Source organism: Actinopolymorpha cephalotaxi (assembly GCF_013408535.1).
In the GTDB taxonomy this organism is placed as follows: Bacteria; Actinomycetota; Actinomycetes; order Propionibacteriales; family Actinopolymorphaceae; genus Actinopolymorpha; species Actinopolymorpha cephalotaxi.
The window spans coordinates 2,659,940-2,682,205 of sequence record NZ_JACBZA010000001.1 but is presented as its reverse complement, the minus strand read 5'-3'; the positions used below and the strand labels follow the sequence as shown (position 1 = coordinate 2,682,205).

General features: G+C 72.2%; 17 protein-coding genes. 8 read left to right on the top strand and 9 right to left on the bottom strand.

Annotation, left to right across the window (positions count from 1 at the left end; genetic code table 11):
• Nucleotides 1-50: 50 nt before the first annotated feature.
• The gene (locus tag FHR37_RS12015) at nt 51-515 is read right to left on the bottom strand and encodes an HIT family protein (RefSeq protein ID WP_092882672.1); all 465 of its coding nucleotides are present in this window, start codon (nt 513-515) and stop codon (nt 51-53) included.
• Between the two features lie 193 nt (nt 516-708).
• Here FHR37_RS12015 and FHR37_RS12010 point away from each other — a divergent pair, with 193 nt between their 5' ends.
• The 3 genes from FHR37_RS12010 (at nt 709) to FHR37_RS12000 (ending at nt 5,885) form a co-directional block, all read left to right on the top strand.
• Nucleotides 709-2,076: an ROK family transcriptional regulator gene (locus tag FHR37_RS12010; RefSeq protein WP_237768693.1), complete on the top strand. Its 1,368-nt coding sequence runs from the start codon at nt 709-711 to the stop codon at nt 2,074-2,076.
• 268 nt (nt 2,077-2,344) lie between these two features.
• Nucleotides 2,345-4,264, top strand: coding sequence for a 1-deoxy-D-xylulose-5-phosphate synthase (gene dxs / locus FHR37_RS12005; RefSeq protein WP_092882673.1), 1,920 nt, complete (start codon nt 2,345-2,347; stop codon nt 4,262-4,264).
• An 85-nt stretch (nt 4,265-4,349) separates the two neighbouring features.
• On the top strand, nt 4,350-5,885 hold the full coding sequence (locus FHR37_RS12000; RefSeq protein WP_092882674.1) for an amino acid permease: 1,536 nt from the start codon (nt 4,350-4,352) through the stop codon (nt 5,883-5,885).
• Nucleotides 5,886-6,565: 680 nt separating this feature from the next.
• On the opposite strand, the gene FHR37_RS11995 is transcribed toward FHR37_RS12000, so the two are convergent.
• From FHR37_RS11995 to FHR37_RS11975, 5 genes are all read right to left on the bottom strand, one after another.
• The gene (locus FHR37_RS11995) at nt 6,566-8,686 is read right to left on the bottom strand and encodes a 3-hydroxyacyl-CoA dehydrogenase NAD-binding domain-containing protein (RefSeq protein ID WP_092882675.1); all 2,121 of its coding nucleotides are present in this window, start codon (nt 8,684-8,686) and stop codon (nt 6,566-6,568) included.
• A gap of 35 nt (nt 8,687-8,721) precedes the next feature.
• A complete protein-coding gene (locus FHR37_RS11990) occupies nt 8,722-9,918 on the bottom strand; it encodes a thiolase family protein (protein ID WP_092882676.1) in 1,197 nt (398 codons plus the stop codon).
• Between the two features lie 146 nt (nt 9,919-10,064).
• Nucleotides 10,065-10,808 carry a DNA alkylation repair protein gene (locus FHR37_RS11985; RefSeq protein WP_237768694.1) on the bottom strand — a complete coding sequence of 248 codons (744 nt, stop codon included), beginning with the start codon at nt 10,806-10,808 and terminating at the stop codon, nt 10,065-10,067.
• A 133-nt stretch (nt 10,809-10,941) separates the two neighbouring features.
• Nucleotides 10,942-12,189 carry a ribonuclease D gene (locus FHR37_RS11980; protein WP_092882678.1) on the bottom strand — a complete coding sequence of 416 codons (1,248 nt, stop codon included), beginning with the start codon at nt 12,187-12,189 and terminating at the stop codon, nt 10,942-10,944.
• Nucleotides 12,186-12,770, bottom strand: a complete 585-nt coding sequence (locus tag FHR37_RS11975; RefSeq protein WP_237768695.1) for a DUF3000 domain-containing protein — start codon at nt 12,768-12,770, stop codon at nt 12,186-12,188. The genes FHR37_RS11980 and FHR37_RS11975 overlap by 4 nt, the downstream gene beginning before the upstream one ends.
• A 247-nt stretch (nt 12,771-13,017) precedes the next feature.
• On the opposite strand from FHR37_RS11975, the gene hemE reads away from it, so the two are divergent.
• Nucleotides 13,018-14,091, top strand: a complete 1,074-nt coding sequence (gene hemE / locus FHR37_RS11970) for a uroporphyrinogen decarboxylase (RefSeq protein WP_175542438.1) — start codon at nt 13,018-13,020, stop codon at nt 14,089-14,091.
• Between the two features lie 37 nt (nt 14,092-14,128).
• Here the strand turns inward: hemE and FHR37_RS11965 are convergent, their stop codons facing one another.
• A complete protein-coding gene (locus FHR37_RS11965) occupies nt 14,129-15,205 on the bottom strand; it encodes a DUF4349 domain-containing protein (RefSeq protein ID WP_092882680.1) in 1,077 nt (358 codons plus the stop codon).
• 154 nt (nt 15,206-15,359) lie between these two features.
• Between FHR37_RS11965 and hemG the strand changes: the two genes are divergently transcribed.
• From hemG to FHR37_RS11950, 3 genes are all read left to right on the top strand, one after another.
• The gene (hemG, locus tag FHR37_RS11960; RefSeq protein ID WP_092882681.1) at nt 15,360-16,769 is read left to right on the top strand and encodes a protoporphyrinogen oxidase; all 1,410 of its coding nucleotides are present in this window, start codon (nt 15,360-15,362) and stop codon (nt 16,767-16,769) included.
• Nucleotides 16,766-17,482 (top strand): hydrogen peroxide-dependent heme synthase, encoded by a 717-nt coding sequence (gene hemQ, locus FHR37_RS11955; protein ID WP_092882682.1) that lies wholly within the window; start codon nt 16,766-16,768, stop codon nt 17,480-17,482. The genes hemG and hemQ overlap by 4 nt, the downstream gene beginning before the upstream one ends.
• An 88-nt stretch (nt 17,483-17,570) precedes the next feature.
• Nucleotides 17,571-17,963 (top strand): hypothetical protein, encoded by a 393-nt coding sequence (locus tag FHR37_RS11950; RefSeq protein WP_092882683.1) that lies wholly within the window; start codon nt 17,571-17,573, stop codon nt 17,961-17,963.
• A 19-nt stretch (nt 17,964-17,982) separates the two neighbouring features.
• On the opposite strand, the gene msrB is transcribed toward FHR37_RS11950, so the two are convergent.
• Nucleotides 17,983-18,462 carry a peptide-methionine (R)-S-oxide reductase MsrB gene (gene msrB / locus FHR37_RS11945; protein WP_092882684.1) on the bottom strand — a complete coding sequence of 160 codons (480 nt, stop codon included), beginning with the start codon at nt 18,460-18,462 and terminating at the stop codon, nt 17,983-17,985.
• 93 nt (nt 18,463-18,555) lie between these two features.
• Here msrB and FHR37_RS11940 point away from each other — a divergent pair, with 93 nt between their 5' ends.
• The gene (locus tag FHR37_RS11940) at nt 18,556-19,611 is read left to right on the top strand and encodes a helix-turn-helix transcriptional regulator (protein WP_092882685.1); all 1,056 of its coding nucleotides are present in this window, start codon (nt 18,556-18,558) and stop codon (nt 19,609-19,611) included.
• Between the two features lies 1 nt (nt 19,612).
• Here FHR37_RS11940 and FHR37_RS11935 read toward each other — a convergent pair whose 3' ends face one another.
• Entirely contained in the window at nt 19,613-22,141 is a 2,529-nt protein-coding gene (locus tag FHR37_RS11935; protein WP_092882686.1) for an endonuclease/exonuclease/phosphatase family protein, read from the bottom strand.
• Nucleotides 22,142-22,266 lie beyond the last annotated feature (125 nt).

Below are 22,266 nucleotides of genomic sequence, written 5' to 3'. Positions count from 1 at the left end.
CACTCAGGCGGGTCGGAACGCACGCCGGGCAGCATAGAAGGCCTTCCTGGTCACAGGGCCGCGCGGACCTTCGCGGCGTACTCCCGGGCCTCGTCCTCGCCGGCGTACTTGTGCCGTGGCCAGAAGAACCCCCGCAAACCGTCACCCTTGGTGCGCGGCACCACGTGGGTGTGCAGGTGCGGGACGCTCTGGCTGATCCGGTTGTTGATCGCGACGAACGACCCCTTCGCGCCGAGGCCGGTCTCCATCGCCCGGGCCACCCGCTGGACCGCCGCGAGATAGGGGTCGCGCAGCTCCCCGGGAAGGTCGAGCAGGGTGTCCACGTGGCCGCGGGGGACCACCAGCGTGTGCCCCTTGAACACCGGGCGTACGTCGAGGAACGCCACCACGTCCGGCTCGTCCAGCACCAGGTCGGCCGACCCGTCGGCGACGACGCCGCAGAACACGCAACCGGCGTCGGCGGCCGCGGAGCGCGGCGCGGAGTCCGGCGCTGAGCCCGGCGGGGAGGTAGGCATGGTGGACAGATTACGGCCTGTCCACCTCCGGACCGCAGAACCGCCGCGCACACCGGGCGACATGACGTGCCGATTACGGCAACGTGCTCCGGCTGGTAAACCCTTGACGATCATGTGACGGAATAGTTGTCTGTGGCCCGTGACGCACCGGCCTGGTTCGCAGGCGTCGCTTCGGGCGGCAAACGTACGTCGGGTGCTGGCAGCGGTCCGGGCACACGGCGTACTGAGTCAGGCCGAGATCGCGCGGATCACCGGTCTGTCGCCGGCCTCGGTCTCCAACATCGTGCACCAGCTGGCCGACGCGGACGCCGTCGAGCTGTCCCCGGGGATCCGGGGCGGCCGGCGGGCGCAGGAGGTACGCGTCCGGTCCGACGGCGGCCTGGTCGTCGGGCTGGACTTCGGCCACCGCCACATCCGGGTCGCGGTGTCCGACCTGCGGTTCGTCGTACGCGCCGAACGCCGGGTGGAGTGCGACGTCGGAGCGTCGGCGCTGTCGGCGCTCGCGGTCGCGGAGAGGCTCGTCGGCGAGCTGCTGGACGAGATCGGCACCACCAGGTGCGGCGTCCGGGCGGTCGGGCTCGGCCTGCCGGCGCCGATGGGTCCCGACGGCGGCACGCTGGCGGCCTGGCCGATCCTGCCGAGCTGGGCGACCATCGACCCCGCCCGGCACCTCGCGAAGCGGCTGGGCGCGCCGGTCTACGCCGACAACGACGCCAACCTGGGCGCCCGCGGCGAGTTGTACTTCGGCGCCGGGCGCGGCGTGTCCGACCTCGCCTACATCAAGGCGGCCACCGGCCTGGGCGCGGGACTGGTGGTGGCCGGGAACGTCTACCGCGGGTTCGCCGGCTCCGCGGGCGAGATCGGCCACCTGACCATCGACGAGATGGGGCCGGTGTGCTCGTGCGGCAACCGCGGCTGCCTGGAGACGATGGTGGGCGCGCCGTACCTCCTGGAACTCATCCGGCACAGCCATCCCGACGTGCGCACGGTGGAACAGCTCGTCACCTGCGCGCTGGCCGGCGACGGCGGCTGCCGGCGGGTGGTCGCCGACGCGGGCCGGCACATCGGGTTCGTGGCCGCCAACCTGTGCAACGTCGTCAACCCCGAGCGGGTGGTGGTGGGCGGTGACCTGGCGGCGGCGGGCGACCTGCTGCTGGAACCCCTGCGGTCCGCGATGCCCCGGTATGCCGTGGTCACGGTGGCGTCGACGCCCGTGGTGGCCGCGCTGACGGGGGAGCGGGCGGAGGTGCTCGGCGCTTTGGTCCTCGCGGTCGAGCAGTTCCAGCGCCGGCACGACCAGGCCGAGGGCGCGGACGTCCCCGCCGACGACCCGGGCCGAGAGGTTCCGAGCGGGGACGATGCGGGCGTGAACGATCCGGGCAGGGACCCGGCGGGCAGGGACTCGGCCAGGGACTCGGCGGGCGAGGCCGTACGAGACGGCTCGGGCGACCCCGGCTTCCGTACCGAGGCCGGCCTGGCCAACGGGCACCATCCCGCGGTCTCCGGCCCCGCGCCGGACCTCGGCCCGGCTGGTCGCAGCCCGGTCAGCGGCCCCGCCTAGGTTCCGTCCCGCCCAGGGTCCGTCCCGCCCAGTCGCCCGGATCGGCGGAGCTGCTCGCACCGCTCGGCGGCCCGCACGGCAGGCCCTCGCTGCGCGTCCGCCGTGGGTCGCGTTCCGGTGTGCCCCACCGTGGTGCAGGCGTCACCGTGGGTGCCGGACCGGACGTGGCGTACGTTACTCACCAGTCCAGGTCCCACCCGGCGGCCGTGCGGCCCTCTAGACTCGACCCCAGCCGGAGACGGTCGACAACGCGTGGGAGGTAGCTGGGATGGGTGTGCTCGAGAAGGTACGGGAACCAGCCGACCTCAACGCTCTGTCCGAGGAGCAGCTCACCACCCTCGCCCGCGAGATCCGCGACTTCCTGGTGGCCAAGGTCTCCCGCACCGGCGGCCACCTGGGCCCCAACCTCGGCATCGTCGAGCTCACCCTCGCCCTGCACCGCGTCTTCGAGTCCCCCAGGGACCGGATCATCTTCGACGTCGGCCACCAGGCCTACGTGCACAAGATGCTCACCGGCCGCCAGGAGGGCTTCGACCTGCTCCGCCAGAAGGGCGGGCTGTCGGGCTACCCCAGCCGGGCGGAGTCCGAGCACGACCTGGTGGAGAACTCCCACGCCTCGGCGTCGCTTTCGTACGCCGACGGGCTGGCGAAGGCCTACCAGCTGCGCGGTGAGGACCGGCACGTCGTCGCGGTGATCGGCGACGGCGCGCTGACCGGCGGGATGGCCTGGGAGGCGCTGAACAACATCGCCGGCGCCAAGGACCGGCCGCTGGTCATCGTGGTCAACGACAACGGCCGTTCCTACACCCCGACCGTCGGCGGGATCGCCGACCACCTCACCGCCCTGCGCACCGACCCCCGCTACGAACGCGTGCTGGACCTCGTCAAGCGCTCCCTGAGCCGGACCCCGCTGGTCGGGCCGCCGCTCTACGACGTGCTCCACGGCATCAAGCGCGGTCTCAAGGACGTGATGGCGCCGCAGGGCCTGTTCGAGGACCTCGGGATGAAGTACGTCGGCCCCGTCGACGGGCACGACCGCGAGCTGGTCGAGCACGCCCTGGAGCAGGCGAAGAACTTCGGCGGCCCGGTCATCGTGCACTGCGTCACCAGCAAGGGCCACGGCTACGAGATCGCCGAGCAGGACGAGGCCGACTGCTTCCACAGCCCCTCCGGCGCGTTCGACCCGCTGACCGGCACCCCGGTGGCCGCGCCGGGCGCGAAGTGGACCAACGTCTTCCGCGACGAGCTGGTCGAGCTGGGCCGGGAGCGCCCCGACATCGTGGCCATCACCGCCGCCATGCGGCACCCGACCGGCCTGGACGCGTTTGCCCGGGCGTTCCCCGAGCGTTCCTTCGACGTGGGCATCGCCGAGCAGCACGCCGTGACGTCCGCGGCCGGCCTGGCGATGGGCGGCATGCACCCGGTGGTGGCGATCTACTCCACCTTCCTCAACCGCGCGTTCGACCAGATGCTGATGGACGTCGCGCTGCACGGGTGCGGCGCGACGTTCGTGCTCGACCGGGCCGGGGTGACCGGCGAGGACGGGCCGAGCCACAACGGCATGTGGGACATGTCGATCCTGCAGGTCGTGCCCGGACTGCGGCTCGCCGCTCCGCGCGACGGCGCCCGGCTGCGCGAGCTGCTCCGCGAGGCGGTCGCGGTCGACGACGGCCCGACGGTGCTGCGGTTCCCCAAGGGCGCGCTCGCGGACGACCTGCCCGCTCTCGAACGCCGGGACGGCGTCGACGTCCTGGTCCGCGAGGGCGACACCGACGTCCTGCTCGTCTGTGTCGGCTCGATGGCCGCCACCGGAGTCGAGGTGGCCGCCCGGCTCACCGGCCAGGGCATCGGCGTCACCGTCGTCGACCCCCGCTGGGTGAAGCCGGTCAACCCCGTCCTGGTCGATCTCGCCCGCACGCACCGGCTGGTGGTGTCGCTGGAGGACAGCGGCCGGGTCGGCGGGTGCGGCGCGGCTCTCGGGCTCGCCCTGTCCGACGCCCGGGTCGGCACACCGCTGCACGTCGCGGGCATCGCCCAGCGGTTCCTCGACCACGACAAGCGGCCCCAGCTGCTGGCCGAGATGGGACTCGGCGCCCAGGACCTCGCCCGCGACATCGTCGAGCGGATGGCCCAGGCCGACGACGCCGCTCTGGTGACCGACGATCACGGCGCGGTGTCACGCGGGTAACCCCCGCAACCATTCGCTGACCTGCGCGAAAGCCCGGACACGCACCCCGCTGGCCGACTGGTGGCCGGTCCTCTACCTTGGTCCGATGAATCCCAGGGACACGCGCGGGTCGACGTCGCTCATGCGCACCAAGCCGGTCGAAAAGGCCATCTCCGACACCGAGGCGCCGGAGCATCGGCTGAAGAAGAACCTCGGCGCGCTCGACCTCACCGTCTTCGGGGTCGGTGTCACGATCGGCGGCGGTCTGTTCGTGCTCACCGGCACGGCCGCCGCGACGTACGCCGGTCCGGCGGTGGCGCTGTCGTTCGTCATCGCCGCGGTGGCCTGTGGCCTGGCGGCACTGTGCTACGCGGAGTTCGCCTCGACCGTCCCGGTGGCGGGTTCGGCGTACACCTTCTCCTACGCCACCCTCGGCGAGCTGATCGCGTGGATCATCGGCTGGGACCTCATCCTGGAGTTCTTCGTCGGCGCCGCGGCGGTGTCCAGCGGCTGGTCGGGGTACCTCGCGAGCGCCCTGCAGGGCACGCCGCTGCAGATACCCGCGGCGGTGGCCAACACCAAGGACGGGTTCATGAACCTCCCGGCCGGGCTGCTCGTGCTGGCCCTGACCGCGGTGCTCGTCATCGGCATCAAGCTGTCCAGCCGGATCAACCAGGTCGCCGTCGCGATCAAGGTGGGCGTGGCCCTGCTGTTCGTGCTGGCCGGCATCTTCTTCGTCAAGGCCGCCAACCTCACGCCGTTCGTTCCGCCGAGCCAGCCGACCAAGGGCGGCGGTGGCGCTCTCACCGAGCCGCTGATCCAGGTGCTGTTCGGCATGCAGCCGGGGTCGTTCGGCTGGGCCGGAGTGATGAGTGGCGCCGCGGTCGTGTTCTTCGCGTTCATCGGGTTCGACGTGGTGGCCACCACCGCTGAGGAGACCCGTAAGCCGCAGCGCAACCTGCCGATCGGGATCATCGCCTCGCTGGCGATCTGCACCGTCCTCTACGTCACCGTCAGCCTGGTGGTGACCGGAATCCAGAGCTACAAGTCGATCGACCCCGCCGATGCCGCGCCTCTGGCCACCGCGATGACCCACGCCGGGCACCCCGCGCTGGCCAGGATCATCTCCATCGGCGCCGCGGTCGGCATCATCGTCGTGGTGATGATCCTGCTGCTCGGGCAGAGCCGGGTGGCGTTCGCGATGGCCCGCGACGGCCTGCTGCCGCCGGTGTTCGCCAAGGTGCACCCGAAGTTCCGTACGCCCTACGTCGTCACCATCGTGGTCGGAATCGCGGCGGCGCTGCTCGCGGCGTTCACCTCGATCGACGTGCTGGCCGAACTCGTCAACGTCGGGACGCTGGCGGCGTTCATCCTGGTCAGCATCGGGGTGCTCGTCCTGCGTCGGTCCCGGCCGGACCTGAAGCGCGGCTTCCGCACACCGCTGGTGCCGGTGCTGCCGATCGTCTCGGCGCTGGTGTGCTTCTACCTCATGCTCAACCTCGCGGTGGAGACCTGGCTGCGGTTCCTGGTGTGGATGGCGATCGGCCTGGTCATCTACTTCGCGTACGGCCGTCGGCGGTCCCGGCTGGTGACCGGCAACGTCGAGGCGGGTGGCCGGGGAGGCCGCACCAGCCGGAGCTAGCTTCGACGCGGACGCCGTTTCGTCGGGTCGGGCGTGGTGCCGGATACTCCAGCACTCAGCCCGGCCCGACGATTCTTCCGCGGAAGAATTCTCTGGCTCCCATGCTTGTCGCCGCGCGCTCCTGAAGTCACGGCACCGTCCGCAGCCGTTGACGGGCGATTCTTCCGCGGAAGAGTCGCCTGGCCCTCCGCATGCTCGTCGCGTCGTTTCCTCTCGCACTTCCGTCTCCGGCCGATCAGGTCAGAGCAAGTGTGAAGACGGGCGGCTAACCGAGCCACCTCCAGCTTGCACACTCCGGCGCGAGCAGGCAGCCGGGTATCGCGGGGGGCCCGCCATCGGCCCGCGGTCATCGATTCTTCCGCGGAAGAATCGACGGAGGTTCAAACGGCGCACTGCCGCCCACCCCTCAGGCGCATCAGCCGGTTCGGCGTGTGCGGCACGTGGCGCCGATTCTTCCGCGGAAGAATCCCGGAGCAGAGGTGGTTGGCCTCCGGATCGGGTTGGCCGTCGAGGCAGTGGGTTCACCCGATCGGCGCCGGGCGGGCCACTCGTGTGGCTGGGCGAGAAACCGCAACTCGTTCGAACGAAGCAATGCGGGCCACACCCATGGGTGTGGCCCGCATCAGCTCGGGTCGAGGTTCGCCGAGTGGCCGGGAAGTTAGCCCGGTCGTAGGAGACCGTCAGGCCGGCAGGCTCGCGGCCCCCACCGGAAGGAACCGCCGTCCGCCGACTCGCTCGGCGATCCCACTGCGGTCGAGGTACGGCGTGATGCCGCCCAGGTGGAACGGCCAGCCCGCGCCGAGGAGCATCGCCAGGTCGACGTCGGGTGCGTCGGCGACCACGCCGTCGTCCAGCAACCGGCGTACCTCGTCGGCGACCGCCGCCATCGCGCGCTCGCGTACCTGCTCCCCGGTGGAGGGTTGGTCGCCCTGCTCCAGCAGGGCGCGGGTGTCGTCGTCGAGGAACGGCTTGCCCTGGGCGTCCCACGACCACAGGCCGGGCTTGTTCGCCGCGACCAGCCGCTGCAGGTTGGGGGAGACGTAGAACCGGTCGGGGAACGCCTCGTGCAGCGTCTCGGCCACGTGCAGCCCGACCGCCGGGCCGACCAACTGCAGCAGTACGAACGGCGTCATCGGCAGGCCGAGTGGGAGCACCGCCTGGTCCGCGACCTCCACCGGAGTTCCCTCGTCGACGCAGCGGGTGACCTCGCCCATGAACCTCGTCAGGATGCGGTTGACGACGAACGCCGGCGCGTCCTTGACCAGGATCGCGTTCTTCTTGAGGCCCTTGGCGGTGGCGAACGCCGTGGCCAGGCTCGCGTCGTCGGTGCGCTGCCCGCGGACGACCTCCAGCAGCGGCAGGATCGCCACCGGGTTGAAGAAGTGGAACCCCACCACGCGTTCGGGATGGGTCAGCTTGCTCGCCATCGTGGTGACCGACAACGACGAGGTGTTGGTGGCGAGGACGCACTCGGGCGAGACGATCCCCTCCAGCTCGGCGAACACCTGCTGCTTGACCTTCATCTCCTCGAAGACGGCCTCGAGTACGAAGTCGCAGTCGGCGTAGACGCCCTTGTCGGTGGATCCGGTGACCAGCGCCTTGATCCGGTTGGCCTGGTCGCCACTCACCCGGCCCTTGGCGGCCAGCTTGTCCACCTCACCGCGGACGTACGAAAGGCCCTTCTCGACCCGCTCGTCGTCGATGTCGGTGAGCACCACGGGGACCAGCAGCCGGCGGGCGAACAGCAGCGCCAGCTGGCTGGCCATCAGGCCCGTGCCGACGATGCCGACCTTCGTCACCGGCCGGGCCAGCGACTTGTCCGGAACGCCGACCGGCTTCTTCGCCCGCCGCTGCACCAGGTCGAACGCGTACAGCCCCGACCGGAACTCCTCGCTCATCAGCAGATCGGCCAAGGCGTCGTCCTCGAGGGCTAACCCCTCCTCCTTGGAGCAGGTCTTCGCCGCCGCGATGATGTCCAGCGCACGCTGCGCGGCCGGCGCCGCGCCGTGCAGCTTGGCGTCGACGAACGCACGGCCACGGGCGACGGCCGCGTCCCACGCCTCGCCCCGGTCGACCGGCGCCCGCTCCACCTGGGTGCGCCCGCTCAGCACCTGACCCGCCCAGTCGAGGGAGCGTTCGAGGAAGTCGGCACCCTCGAACGTCGCGTCGGCGATACCTAGCGGCTGCACCTGTGGTCCGCGCAGCATGCGGTTGTTGTTGAGGGCGTTCTCGACGATCACCTTCACCGCGCGGTCGGCGCCGACGAGGTTGGGCAGCAGCCAGGTGCCGCCCCAGCCGGGCAGGATGCCGAGGAAACACTCGCTGAACGCCACTGCCGGCGCCGAGGCGATGACGGTTCGGTAGGTGCAGTTGAGCGCGACCTCCAGCCCGCCGCCGATCGCCAGGCCGTTGACGAACCCGAACGACGGCTTGCGGCCGTCGTCGAGCTTGCCGAACACCTCGTGGCCGTACCGTGCGATCTCCTTGGCCTGCTCGCGCCGGGTGATCCGGGGCATGCCGCTGATGTCGGCGCCGGCGGCGAGGATGAACGGCTTCCCGGTGATGCCGATCGCCGCGACGTCCTCGCGGGCGAGGGCGGACTCGATGGCAGCGTCCAGCTCTGCCAGGCCCTGCGGCCCGAACGAGTTGGGCCGGGTGTGGTCGAGGCCGTTGTCGAGGGTGATCAACGCCATCGTTCCGGCGCCGTGGGGGAGGTCGACGTCTCGCACGTGCGCGTGCGTGACCACCTCGTCGGGGAAGACGTCGGAGAAGTCTCGGGTCAGGGTGGTCGGGCTGGTCACGGTGCCTCCTGAAGCGCTTCGGTCGTGGTGCCCGCTCACGCGGCGCCCTGCCAGTGGGGGTTTTCCCAGACGACGCTGCCGCCCATGCCGATGCCGACGCACAGCGTGGTGAGGCCGTAGCGAACGTCCGGACGGTCCTCGAACTCCCGGGCCAGCTGCAGCATCAGGCGCACCCCGCTGGATGCCAGCGGGTGCCCGACGGCGATCGCGCCGCCGTAGGGGTTGAGCCGCGCGTCGTCCTCACGCAGGCCGAAGTGGTCGCAGAACGCCAGCACCTGAACGGCGAACGCCTCGTTGATCTCGATCAGCCCGATGTCGTCCATCGTCAGGCCGGCCTTGGCGAGCACCTTCTCGGTGGCGGGGATGGGCCCCTCGCCCATCACCTCCGGCTCCACGCCGACGAAGGAGTAGGCGACCAGCCGCATCTTCGGCGTCAGCCCCAGCTCCTTCGCGGCCTCCTCCGAGGCCAGCAGGCAGGCGGTGGCGCCGTCGTTGAGGCCGGCGGCGTTGCCCGCCGTCACCCGGCCGTGCGGGCGGAACGGGGTGCGCAGCTGGGCGAGCCCTTCGACGGTGGTGTCCGGGCGGGGGGGCTCGTCGACCGTGGCCAGCCCCCAGCCCTCGTCGGTGCTGCGCGTCGCGACCGGCACCAGGTCGGGCTGGATGGTGTTGTCGGCGTACGCCTTGGCCAGCTTGCGCTGGCTGGCCGCGGCATAGGCGTCGGCGCGCTCCTTGCTGATGCCGGGGAAGCGGTCGTGGAGGTTCTCCGCCGTCTGCCCCATCACCAGCGCGGACGGGTCGACCAGCTTCTCGGAGATGATGCGGGGGTTGGGGTCGACGCCCTCGCCCATCGGGTGGTGGCCCATGTGCTCGACCCCGCCGGCGATCACGACGTCGTAGGCGCCGAAGGCGATACCGGACGCGGTGGTGGTCACCGCGGTCATCGCGCCCGCGCACATCCGGTCGACCGCGAAGCCGGGAACGGTCTTGGGCAGCCCGGCCAGCAGCGCGGCGGTCCGCCCGATGGTCAGGCCCTGGTCACCGGTCTGGGTGGTGGCGGCGATGGCGACGTCATCGACCCGATCGGCGGGCAGGCTCGCGTTGCGGCGAAGCAACTCGCGGATGCACTTGATCACCAGGTCGTCGGCGCGGGTCTCGGCGTACATGCCGCCCGCCTTACCGAACGGCGTACGGACGCCGTCCACGAAGACCACGTCACGGAGCTCACGGGGCACGTCGCTCTCCTCGTCGTCGGACCGTCGGGGGTGCCTGGCAGGGTGCTCGACCCGATGCCTGACAGACCTGATGCTACTCACTGGTAACAAGAACGCGCGGCATCCGGGTCAACTCCTTCGTCCCGAGTCGCCGTGGGCCCTCCACGTCAGGGGGGCGGATGGTGCTTCAGCGCCTCCCGGCGCGAAAGTGGGGCGAGCCGGTCCTCCTGCTCGGCGACGTAGGAAAGCACCCAGGTGGGGTCGGTCCGGGCATACTCGCGCAGCGCCCACCCGATCGCCTTGCGCAGAAAGAACTCCGGTCTTCCCAGGCTGGGTTCGAGGCACGCCCGCAGCAGGTCGGTGTCGGTGGATACCTTCGCCTTCAGCTGGGCCAGGATCGCCACCCGGCGCAGCCAGACGTCCTCGCCCGCGGCCCAGCCGAGCAGGACCGGCGCGACGGCCGCGGGATCGCCGGCCAGGATCGGGCCCACGCGGTTGGCGGCGATCTCGTCGACGTGGTCCCACCAAGCGCCGGTCACCGCGAGATGTTCGTAGAGACGCAGCGTGCCGGCGTCCTGCCATCGGCGGTAGCCGCGATGCCCGGTCAGTGCCAGCGCGGCGTAGCGCTCCTCACGGAACGCCGCGTCGTCCCACAGGGTTCGGACGGTGGCCTCCCAGGAGGCCCGGTCCCCGACGGGGTGAGCGGGCAGCACCTCGCGGCAGAGCCGCTTCAGGGCCGGGGCCGGCACTCCCCGAAAAGGCATCGCCGACTTCATGTAGGCGCGCATCCGCTCCGCGCGCTCGGGGTCGCCGGCCGCGGCCAGGGCGGCCCGCACGGCCTCGACCAGGCGCTGGTCCGGCTCGGGCCGACCGGGCGCCGGCGGCCGCGTCCTCGACGATCGTGGGTTCACGTCGCGGAGCATAGAAGCCCGCGCCGACAGGCCGCGGACGCCGCGTCGTACGGCCTGCTCCAGCAGGACCTGAGGGTTGCCGAGCAGGGGCGAGCGACGTCAGGCAAGGTCAGGCAAGGTCAGGCAAGGTGGGTCAGGCTGGGTCGGGCAGATGCGCGGCGAGCGCCTCTGCCAGCGCACCCGAGGTGAGCTCGACCTGCCAGTCGCGGGCACCTCGCTCGCGCAACACCCGGGCCACCGCCTCCGACGTCGGATCGGCGGGCGGGTCCCAGGCCAGCCGGCGTACGGAGTCGGGTGCGAGGAGGTTCTCCACGGGCAGCTCGCACCGGTCGGCGATCGCGTGCAGGCTCGTCCGGCAGGCGGACAGCCGGGCGGCCGCGGACGGGTCGCGGTCGGCCCAGGCACGGGCCGGTGGCGGGCCGTCGTAGGGCATGGTGTGCTCGGGGAGGTCGCCGTCGTCCAGCTCACGGGCACGGCGCACCGCCGACCACCACAGATCGAGGTCGCGGCGGGCCGCGCGGTTCTCGAACGGTCCGAGTGCCGCGAGCTGCGCCCGGCTGGTCGGTTTGGTGCTCGCCGCCGTGATGATGGCGAGGTCGCTCAGCACCCGGCCGGGGGAGATGTCACGCCGGCGGGCGGTCTCGTCGCGCGCCGTCCACAACGAGCGGACGTACGCGAGCTCGCGGCGGTTGCGGATCCGGTGGATGCCGGAGGTGCGCCGCCACGGGTCGCGCCGGGTCTCCCGCGGCTCGTGCCCGACGAGCGCGGCGAACTCCTGTGTGGCCCACTCGCGCTTGCCGGACGAGTCCAGCGCCTCGGCCAGGACGTCGCGCAGCTCCACCAGGAGTTCGACGTCCAAAGCCGCGTAGACCAGCCAGGGTTCGGGCAGCGGCCGGGTCGACCAGTCGACCGCGGAGTGGCCCTTCTCCAGGGTGAAGCCGAGCAGCTCCTCGACCAGCGCGCCGAGGCCGACCTTGGGGTAGGACAGCAACCGGCCGGCGAGTTCGGTGTCGAACAGCGTGCGTGGCCGGAAGCCCAGCTCGGCCAGGCAGGGAAGGTCCTGGGTGGCCGCGTGCAACACCCACTCGGTGTCGGCGAGCGCCGCGTCGAGGTCGTGCAGATCGGGGCAGCGAACGGGGTCGATCAGCGCGGTGCCGGAGCCGGCTCGGCGAAGCTGGACGAGGTAGGCCCGGTGGGAGTAGCGGTAGCCGGAGGCCCGCTCGGCGTCCACGGCGACCGGGCCGTGCCCGGCGGTGAACGCCTCGACGGCAGCGGCGAGCGCCTCCGCAGAGTCGACGACCGGTGGCAGACCGTCATGGGGCTTCAGCAGCGGAACAGGCACGCCCTTCGCGGGTCCAGACGAGGGGGGCTGGTCTGTCACCGGCTCCTCACCCGCCGGCCCGGGATGGGGATGACACCGGCCGGAACCGTCGGCAGGCCGGCCGAGGTGCACAGCAGCCGCCCCCAGGCAAGCGCGTGCCGGCCGAGCGCGTCGTCCACGGGTGTCCAGGAGGCGCGGATCTCCAGCTCGGCCCGCGCCGGCTCGTCGGCCATCCCGCCGAAGCTTTCCGAGGCGACCCGGGTGACGGTGCCGCTGGGCGCGGTGAAGTCGGCGTCCTCGGCGTCGAGCGCCTCCACCAGCCAGGACCAGCCGACGCCGCCGAGGAGTGGGTCGGTGACCATCTCGGCCTCGATCTCCGCACGGACGTACGCCACACACCGGAAGGTACCGTTCCAGGCGTCATGGCCGTCGGGGTGGTGGAGCAGGACGAGCCGGCCGCTGGCCAGGTCGAGGTCGTCGACCACGACGTCGGCGCTGATCGCGGCCGCGAAGGGCGCGACTCGCTGCGGTGCCGGCACCTCCTCGGCAATGATCTCCGGCCGGAAGGGTGCGGCACGTATCTCGCTCAGCGCCCGCTGGAAAATCTCGGGCGGGGCGTTCGAATCCGTACGCGCGGCCACGCGGGAGAGCCTACGTCGGCCCACCCCCGCGCGCCGGGGACCGACGCGCCGAGAATCCCGGCGATACACGGACATGTCGTGAAAGAAACCTGCGAACCACTTCTTCGCGGGGAAGCACCGCAGAGTTCGGCAGTGGTGTGGCCGTAGTGGGGCAGGTGTGGCGGTAGTACGGCCGGACGCGGCGGCGGCGCCGGGCCCGCCGGACCGACCGTCGGACCTGTCGGACCGACCGCCTACGCTTCGAAACGTGGACACCAGCACCGCACGGACCAGCCTCACACCACGCAACGCCGACCTCGCGGACTCGGCGTTCCTGCGCGCCTGCCGCGGCGAGCCCGTGCCGCACACGCCGGTGTGGTTCATGCGCCAGGCGGGGCGTTCCCTGCCGGAGTACCGCGCGCTGCGCGAGGGCATCCCGATGCTCGAGTCGTGCACCCGGCCCGAACAGGTGGTGGAGATCACCATGCAGCCGGTCCGCCGCTACGGCGTGGACGCGGCGATCTTCTACTCCGACATCATGGTGCCGCTGAAGGCGATCGGTGTGGACCTCGACATCGTGCCCGGCGTCGGGCCGGTGGTCGCCGAGCCCGTGCGCACCCTCGCCGACCTGGCCCCGCTGCGTCCGATCGAGCCCGGCGACGTCACGTACGTCACCGAGTCGATTCGTGGTCTCACGGCGGAGCTGGGCGGCACACCGCTGATCGGGTTCGCCGGCGCGCCGTTCACGCTGGCGTCCTACCTCGTCGAGGGCGGCCCCAGCAAGGACCACGCCGCGACGAAGGCGCTGATGTACGGCCAACCCGAGGTCTGGCACGAGCTGCTCGGCCGGCTGGCCGGGATCGCCGCGGGCTTCCTGCGCATCCAGGTCGAGGCGGGCGCGTCCGCGGTGCAGTTGTTCGACTCCTGGGCGGGCAGCCTGGCTCCCGACGACTACGACCGGTACGTCCGGCCGCACTCGGAGGCGGTGCTGGCGGAGGTCGGCACGCTCGGCGTACCCCGCATCCACTTCGGTGTGGGCACCGGCGAGCTGCTGGGCGCCATGGCGGCGGCCGGGGCGGACGTCGTGGGTGTCGACTGGCGGGTTCCGCTGGCCGCCGGGATCGACCGTGTCGACGGCCGGCCGGTGCAGGGCAACCTCGACCCCTCGCTGGTGTTCGCACCGTGGGAGATCGTCGCGGAGAAGGCGGCCGACATCCTCACCGCCGGCCAGAAGGCGCCCGGGCACATCTTCAACCTCGGGCACGGTGTCCTGCCCAAGACCGACCCGGACGTCCTGGCCCGGCTGGTCGACTTCGTGCACACCGAGTCCGCCCGCGGCTGAGCCACCCGCTTCATCGACGGCCCACTCCGGCACCTTCCTAGGAGGCGGCAGGCGGGGGCGTCGGCTCCACCGGCGCGTCCCGGCGCTCGGACCTCGCCCGCAACCGGCGCCGCAGCGGTAGGCCCACGAGGACGCAGAGGCCGAGCAGGACGAGGAACGGCGTCATCGCCCCGAGAGCGGTCAGCAGCGCCTTTCCGGTGGCGGCGAACGCCGACCAGCCCGAACGCAGTCCGCCCAGGAACCCGGTGCCCGCGTGGTCGCCGTCGTCGGTGCCCGCGACCGGCGGAGTCTCGAAGTCGACCCGGATCGTCGCCAGGGTCGCCTGGCCGCCGAGGGCCGCCGCCCGGGCCTGCAGCGACTCCAGCTCGGCCTCACGCGAGGCGAGCTCGGTCTCCACCTGCATCACCTCACCGACGGTCTTCGCCTGGCCGAGCAGGGTGCGCAGCCGGTCGATGCTGCGCTGCTGGCTCTTCACCCGGCTGTCCACGTCGACCACCTGGTCGGTGACGTCGGTGGCCTGCTGGGAGTCGGTGCGTACGGTTCCCAGCTCGCGGAGCGCCCCGACCACCCGGTCGAAGTCCGCGACGGGGACCCGCAACACCAGGTTGACCCCGATGGGCGCGACATCTCCGGCGCCCCGGGTTCCGGGGGTGTCGGAGCCCGAGCCGTCCTTGTCGGAGCTGCTTTCCTGGCTGGCCACGTACCCACCGGATCCCTCCGCGAGGGACGCGGCGCGGCGGGCGGCCGCCCGGGCGTCCTTGGTGCGGATGCCGAGGGTGGCGGTCCGGACGATGGACCGCTGAAGTTCCTTCAGTTCCACACTGGCCGGTTGGGCCTTGGACCCGCCGGCCTTCGCCCCGGCATCCGTGCCGGGCTTGGCGGCGGCTCGGTCCACGGGTTGTCCGGCGCCGGGATCCGCCTTGCTCGCCGATCCGCCACCGGCCGCGCTTTCGGACGGCGTGCCGGCGCACCCGGCCAGCGCCAGGGTGACGGCGAAGGCCGGCAGGAGTCCCCACGTACGGGCGAACCACGACGAGCGGGAGGAGCGGGAAGAGAGGGTGCGGCTGGACGGAAGAGTCGATCGGAACTGACGGCGTGTTTCTGGGCCGGTCATGGCGGACCTCCGCGCGGGCGACGAGCCGGGTGCGGCGCCGATCCGTGTTGGCACGTGTCGTACCGACGTACGGCGTGATCACCCGGTGGGGGTGCTGTCCCGACGCGTGCGGGCCGGGCAAGGTTGCCCGTGCCTGGTCTGCGAAGGTGGGCGTATGCGGGAGATCGTGATCGTCGGGGGCGGTGTCGCGGGTGCGGCCACGGCGTGGTTCCTCCGTCAGGCCGGCCGCACCGACCTCACGGTGACGATCCTCGAGGGCTCGCCCCGGATCGGCGGCAAGCTGGCCACCGCCGAGCTCGCCGGCGTACCGATCGACACCGGGGCCGAGGCGATGCTCAACCGGCGCCCGGAGGCGGTCGACCTCGCCCGTGCCGTCGGGCTCGGCGACGCGCTCCGGTATCCCGCCACCACGTCCGCCTCGGTGTGGACCCGCGGCGGCCTGCGTCCCCTTCCCGCCGGCACCGTGATGGGCATCCCCGCCGACCGGGCCGCGGTCGCCGGCGGTGGCATCCTCGGCCCGGACTCGATCGCCCGGATAGCCGCCGAACCCGACGAGCCCGGGCCGGCGCTGTCCGGTGACGTGGCGATCGGGAAGTACGTCGAACGCCGGCTGGGCCGGGAGGTCGTCGACCTGCTGGTCGAGCCGCTTCTCGGCGGGGTGTACGCGGGGCACGCCGACGAGCTGTCCCTGGAGGCGACGGTCCCGCAGCTCGCGGCCCAGCTGCGTACCGACCCCTCGCTCGTACGCGCCGCCGCCCGCGCCAAGGCGGCCGCCCCCACCTCCGACGCGCCGGTGTTCGCCGGGCTGGACGGCGGTGTCGGACGGCTGGTGCCCGCGGTGGCCCAGGCGTCCGGGGCGACCGCGCGTACGGACACGACCGTCCGCGCGCTCGCCCGCACCGCCACCGGCTGGGAACTCCTCACCGGGCCCACCCGCGCCCCGGTGACCCTCCGCGCCGACGCGGTGGTGCTGGCCTGTCCGGCCCGCCCCGCGAGCCGGCTGCTGGACACCGTCGCGCCCGCAGCGGCTGCCGACCTCGCCGGGATCGAGTACGCCAGCATGGCCACGATCGCGCTCGCCTACCCCGCGGCCGCTGTGCCCGAGGACCTGGTCGGCTCCGGCTTCCTGGTGCCACCGGTGGAGCGCCGGTCGATCAAGGCGGCGACGTACTCCTCCCGCAAGTGGGGCTGGCTGGCCGAGCGGGCGCCCGACATGGTGATCGTCCGCGCCTCGATCGGCCGGCATCACGAGGAGGCCGACCTGCAGCGTTCCGAGGAGGAACTGGTCGCCGCCGCGCGCGCCGACCTGGCCGCGGCCACCGGGATCGCGGGCGAGCCGGTCGACACCCACGTCCAGCGGTGGGGAGGCGCGCTGCCCCAGTACGCCGTCGGCCACCGGGCGCGGGTCGAGCGGATCCGCGCCGGCGTCGCCGCCCACCCCGGACTGGCCGTGGCCGGCGCCGCCTACGACGGCCTCGGCATCCCCGCCTGCGTGGCGAGCGCCCGGACGGCCGCCACCCAGGTGCTCGCCGCCCTGCCGCCCGCGGGGACAATGACCCCATGAGCGCACCACGACACGAGAGCGGCACCGCGCGCCCCAGGGCACGTGACCTGAACCAGACGATTCGCTACACCATGTGGTCGGTGTTCCGGTTGCGCGAGCCGCTGGGTGCCGACGGCCGTGCGCTGGCCGCGGAGGTCGAGGACCTGTTCGGGCAGCTGGCCGGCAAGGACGTGGTGGTCCGCGGCACCTACGACGTGTCCGGGATGCGCGCCGACGCCGACCTGCTCATCTGGTGGCACGCCGCCGACGCCGACGACCTGCAGGAGGCGTACAACCGGTTCCGGCGTACGTCCCTCGGCCGGCACTTCGAGCCGGTGTGGTCCCAGCTCGCGCTGCACCGCCCGGCGGAGTTCAACAAGAGCCACATTCCGGCGTTCCTCGCCGACGAGGAGCCGAAGCGCTACGTGAGCGTCTACCCGTTCGTCCGGTCCTACGAGTGGTACCTCCTGCCCGACGAGGAGCGCCGCGCGATGCTGGCCGAGCACGGGATGATGGCCCGCGACTACCCCGACGTACGCGCCAACACGGTGTCGTCGTTCGCGCTCGGCGACTACGAGTGGATCCTCGCCTTCGAGGCCGACGAACTGCACCGGATCACCGACCTGATGCGCCACCTGCGCGGCGCGAAGGCCCGGCTGCACACCCGCGAGGAGGTGCCGTTCTACGCCGGACGGCGCAAGCCGATCGCGGACATCGTCGACCAGTTGCCCTGACCGCCGACGCGGCCCCCATGTGTGAAGGTGGGTGCGGGGGACGGGCGATGCCCAGGGGACGCAGGGGACGCAGGGGAGAGGAGCAGGTGTGAGCTGGTTGCGGAAGGTGTTCGGCGGCAGTGACGACCTGGCGGCAGCGCCGGTGACGATGGACGTCGAGCGGCGCAAGGAGCAGTTGCTCAGGCTGGAGAACGCCCTCGACCGGCTGGTCGCGGTGATGAAGGCCAACGAGGAGCGGATGGCCAACCCCGCTTGGAAGGAACGCATGGCGGAGTACCGCCGGATCTCCGGTGAGTGCTACAAGCTGCGGTCGGGCGGGTTCACCCGCGAGCAGATCCTGGACGTGGCGTTCGAGGTGCGACCGGTCTTCGGCGGCGAGCTTCCGCCCGACGTGCGTGCCGTCGAGCCGCCCCAGGAGGAGGCGCTCGCCGCCGCCGCGGAGATCCAGGCCGTGCTTCCCGGCGAACGCCCCACCAACTGACCGGACCCGGCCCAGGACTCTAGGAGGTCGTCCCGGGGGCTTCGTCGGGTTCGAGGGTCAGCGACACCGAGTTGATGCAGAAACGCTGGTCGGTGGGTGTGCCGTAGCCCTCACCCTCGAAGACGTGCCCGAGGTGGGAGTCGCACGTGGCGCAGCGCACCTCGGTGCGAACGGAGCCGAACGACCGGTCCTCCAGCAGCCGCACCGTGTCGCCGGCCATCGGCGACCAGAACGACGGCCACCCGCAGTGGCTGTCGAACTTCGTGTCGCTGCGGAAGAGTTCGGTCCCGCAGGCGCGGCAGCGGTAGACCCCGGTGGTCTTGGTGTCGACGTACTCGCCGGTCCAGGGGCGCTCGGTGCCGGCCTGACGGAGAACGGCGTACTCCTCCGGCGACAACTGGGCGCGCCACTCCTCGTCACTCTTGCGTACCTGCCCGGCCTGGGGTGCCTGGGCGGTCTGCGTGCTCTGGGTGTTCTGTGCGTTCTGGTTCTCCGGCATGCTTTCGACCCTACGCCGTCCCGCCCAGCGCCCCGCCGCGACGCCCTGCGGCAGCGGACATGAACTGACCGCAATGTCGGGCATGCTGGGCGCATGGCGAACACCAGCTCCCGGACGCTGCGGCTGCTCTCCCTGCTCCAGACCCACCGGTACTGGCCCGGCCAGGAGCTCGCCGACCGGCTCGGCGTTTCCGTACGCACCCTGCGCCGCGACGTCGACCGGCTGCGCGAGCTGGGCTACCCGGTGGACGCCAACCGCGGTGTCGACGGCGGCTACCAGCTCGCCGCCGGTGCGGCCCTGCCCCCGCTGGTGATCGACGACGAGGAGGCGGTGGCCGTGGCGATCGGCCTGCGGGTCGGTACGCAGGGGGCGATCGCCGGCATCGAGGAGTCCTCGGTCCGGGCGCTCGCCAAGATCACCCAGGTGATGCCGCCCCGGCTGCGCCGCCGGGTGGACACGCTGCGCACCGTGACCGTCCCCGCGGCGTGGACGGGCGGGCCGACCGTGGACGCCGACATCCTGACCACGCTCGCCCAGGCCTGCCGCGACGAGGAGCAGGTGCGGTTCTCCTACACCGCCTACACCGGCGAACGCAGCGAACGCCAGGTGGAGCCGCACCGGCTGGTGTCGCTGGGCCGCCGGTGGTATCTCGTGGCGTACGACCTCACCCGGCACGACTGGCGCAGCTTCCGGCTGGACCGGGTGGCCGAACCCCGCAGCACCGCCACGCGCTTTCGCCCGCGCGATCTGCCGGCGGAGGACGCCGCGGCGTTCGTTCGCGCCGGGATCGACAACCGCGCGGTCTCGACCGCCGTGGAGGTGGTCGTGCACGCACCGGCCGACGCCGTCCGGGCGAAGGTCGGTCAGTGGGCGACGGTCGAGGACGCCGGCGAGGGAAGCAACGACCGGTGCCGGCTGCTCATGACGGTCGACTCCCTGGACTGGGTGCTGCTGATCGTCGGGACGGTGGGCGCGGAGTTCGAGGTCGTCAGCCCACCTGAGCTGACCGAGCTGGCACGCGAGTGGTCGGCGCGCTTCGGTCGGGCCGTGGCCGCCGGGCCCGCCGGCACCTCGCCGACGGCGGCCGGTGCGGCGGCCGCACCGACCGCACCGACCGCACCGACCGCACCGACCGGACCGCCCGCGTAGTTCACGGGATGATGCGCACCACCTGGGGGTCGTGGTCGCTCACCTGGTCGGCGAAGTCCGCGTTGACGTGCACGATGTCGTACCCACGCACCCGGCCGGACAGGCCGGCGGACCTGGTGCCGATCAGCGCCGGGCTCACCAGGATCTGGTCGAGCACCTGGGAGTTGCCGTCGAAGACGTACGAGTAGCGCTCGGCCGGCGGCAGCAGGGCGGGCAGGCTCACCAGCGTCCGGCCCTCCTGCAGGATCTGGGCCGTACGCGAGAACTCGAAGTCGTTCAGGTCGCCGACGACGAGTACCTCCGCGTCCGGCTGGACCGCCCGGATCCGGGCGACGAAGTCGTGCACGAGCTGGGCCTGGGCGTGCCGTTGGGTCTCCGACGAACGCACCGGCGGCTGCCAGCGGCCGAGCAGGGGTTCGTCGCCGCCCTTGGAGTTGAAGTGGTTGGCGACGACGAAGAACGTCCGCCCTCGGTAGGTGAACTCACCGGCGAGCGGCTTGCGCGAGTTGTTCCACGCGGCGTCGGTGGGCGCGATCCGGCCGGGGGACAAGGTGAGCGCCGCCCGCCCGTCGGCCTGCCGCGTCACGTCCGTGGCGGTCGTCGCGTCTGCGCCGGCCCGGTCGACGAACGACACTCCGCGGTCGGTGCGGAAGAGGAAGGCCACCCGGATGTTGCCGGTCGGCTCGCCGCCGTCGGCCAGGTTGACCGGGGAGATCTGGCGCCACTGGTACGCCGGGCCGCCGGCCGCGGTGATCGCGTCCGTGAGCATCCGCAGCGTCCTGTCCGCCGACACCACCCCGTCGGACTGGCACGTGGCCGAAGGGCCGTCGGGGCACTCCGGTCCGGTGTCGTCCTGGACCTCCTCCAGCGCGAGGACGTCGGGAGCGGCGAGGTTGCGCACGATCGTCCCGGCCAGCCGGTCGAACTTCTCCCGCGGGTCGGTCGGGTCGAGGTTCTCCACGTTGAACGTCGCGATCGCCACCTCGTTGCGCGCCGGGGCCTCGGTGACCTCCTTGGTCAGCCCACCGGAGCGGACCGTCGGCACCGAGGTGGGGTAGAGGCGGAACGTGCCGTAGTCGTAGGAGAGCGGGCCGCTCACCTCGCCGGCCAACGAGTCACCGACGTTCGCGGCGGGCATCTGCTTGTAGATGATCTCGTCGTCGACGGTGAGCCGAGAGGTGTTGGGCGTGTCGTAGGAGGCGTAGCGAACGCCGCCGGCCCGCGTGCGGGGTGCACCGGTGGTGCCGCCGGGTACGACTGTCAGTTCGCCGTAGCTGTTGGTCGGCCCGACCACCTGCGCGTCGCCGACCTCCACCAGCATGCTTTCCAGCGTCTCGTAGAAGTCGATCGCGTCCCGGTCGGGCCGGAAGTCGCCGGTCGTCTCCACGTCGACCCGGTTGCCCGAGCCGTCGCCGCTGTCGGCGTTCTCCGCGGGGGCGACCCGTCCGCCCGGTCCGATCAGGACCGGCGCCGGCATCTTCTCCTGCTGGGCGGCCTCGGTGAAGGTGGCGTCGGTGAGTTCGGTGAGGGCGAGGTTGGGGCCGGTACGCGAGGACGGGCGGAACTCGCTCACCGTGGCGGTGACGGTGACCGTCTTCCCTACCGCGGGCTTCGCGCCGGAGGCGCCGGCGTAGACGTAGACGCCGTCGGAAGTGGTGTCGTCGCCGTCGCCGGCGGAGTCCTGGATCCAGTAGCCGTCGAATTTCTTCGCCGTCACCACGCCGGTGGTGACGACCCGCCTGCCGCCGTAGGGGGAGCGGTGCCCGTGGCCCTGGATGGCGGGAATTGTCGCCTGCTCGGGTTCGGGACCGGGGTCGGTGCCGCCTCCGGACTCCCCGGCTGCGTTGACCGGGGTCGGAGTGCCGGTGGCGAAGTCGGCCGCGTTGTCGTCGGTGTCGCGGGCGTCCGCCGCGCCGCCGCGCGAGGAGGCCGTGGCGTTGGAGGTAGCCACCGCCGGGTGGCCCTCGAAGTCGTTCGCGCTGCCGTAGCCGAGGAAGTCCACCACGGCCGGGTCGGTGGCACAGGACATGCCGCACGACAGGACGGTCGTGCCGCGCACCAGGGCGACCTTCCCCGCCGTGCCGGACAGGTTGATCGCGGTGCTCGACTGGTCCGGCTCGGGCAGCGCCTGGCCGGTGCCGGAGCCGGGCGCGAGCTGCACGAGGAACGTGTGACCGGGCGCCACACTGCCGTGCAGGTCGACCTTCAGCGATCCGGACCCGGGCGCGGAACCACCGCCGAGGTTGCCCGCTGCCGAGCCGTACTGCAGCGACAGCCCCTCCAGCGACGCCGGAACGCTGCCGTGGTTGAGGAGTTCGACGAAGTCGTGGGTGTACGCCGCGCCGGAGTTGCCACCACCGCCGTACACCTCGTTCAGCACCAGGTCGGTGGAGGCGGCCGAGGCGGACGTGGTGGTGACGGTGAGGCCGGCGAGCGCGAGCGCGAAGGTCGATCCCGCGGCCAGCGCCGTACGCGCCCTGCGTCCAGAGGCTCTGCTTGCCGAGAAGAGGTGGATGCGCCGACGCGTCATCAGGAGGCTCCCGGGGGTGGTCGAAACCTGCTCGGGTGTTCTTACCACTACTGGCGGTCAGACGCGCGGCTTCGTGGTGAACATCTGGTTATCCACAAGGCCGACGACGCCGGATGCGCCGAGGC

Excerpts from the sequence above, each read along its gene's own strand:
- FHR37_RS12000 (WP_092882674.1), top strand. The coding sequence starts at position 4,350 with ATGAATCCCAGGGACACGCGCGGGTCGACGTCGCTCATGCGCACCAAG.
- FHR37_RS12015 (WP_092882672.1), bottom strand. The coding sequence starts at position 515 with ATGCCTACCTCCCCGCCGGGCTCAGCGCCGGACTCCGCGCCGCGCTCC.
- FHR37_RS11935 (WP_092882686.1), bottom strand. The coding sequence starts at position 22,141 with ATGACGCGTCGGCGCATCCACCTCTTCTCGGCAAGCAGAGCCTCTGGA.
- FHR37_RS11940 (WP_092882685.1), top strand. The coding sequence starts at position 18,556 with ATGGCGAACACCAGCTCCCGGACGCTGCGGCTGCTCTCCCTGCTCCAG.
- FHR37_RS11965 (WP_092882680.1), bottom strand. The coding sequence starts at position 15,205 with ATGACCGGCCCAGAAACACGCCGTCAGTTCCGATCGACTCTTCCGTCC.
- hemQ (WP_092882682.1), top strand. The coding sequence starts at position 16,766 with ATGAGCGCACCACGACACGAGAGCGGCACCGCGCGCCCCAGGGCACGT.
- dxs (WP_092882673.1), top strand. The coding sequence starts at position 2,345 with ATGGGTGTGCTCGAGAAGGTACGGGAACCAGCCGACCTCAACGCTCTG.
- msrB (WP_092882684.1), bottom strand. The coding sequence starts at position 18,462 with ATGCCGGAGAACCAGAACGCACAGAACACCCAGAGCACGCAGACCGCC.
- hemG (WP_092882681.1), top strand. The coding sequence starts at position 15,360 with ATGCGGGAGATCGTGATCGTCGGGGGCGGTGTCGCGGGTGCGGCCACG.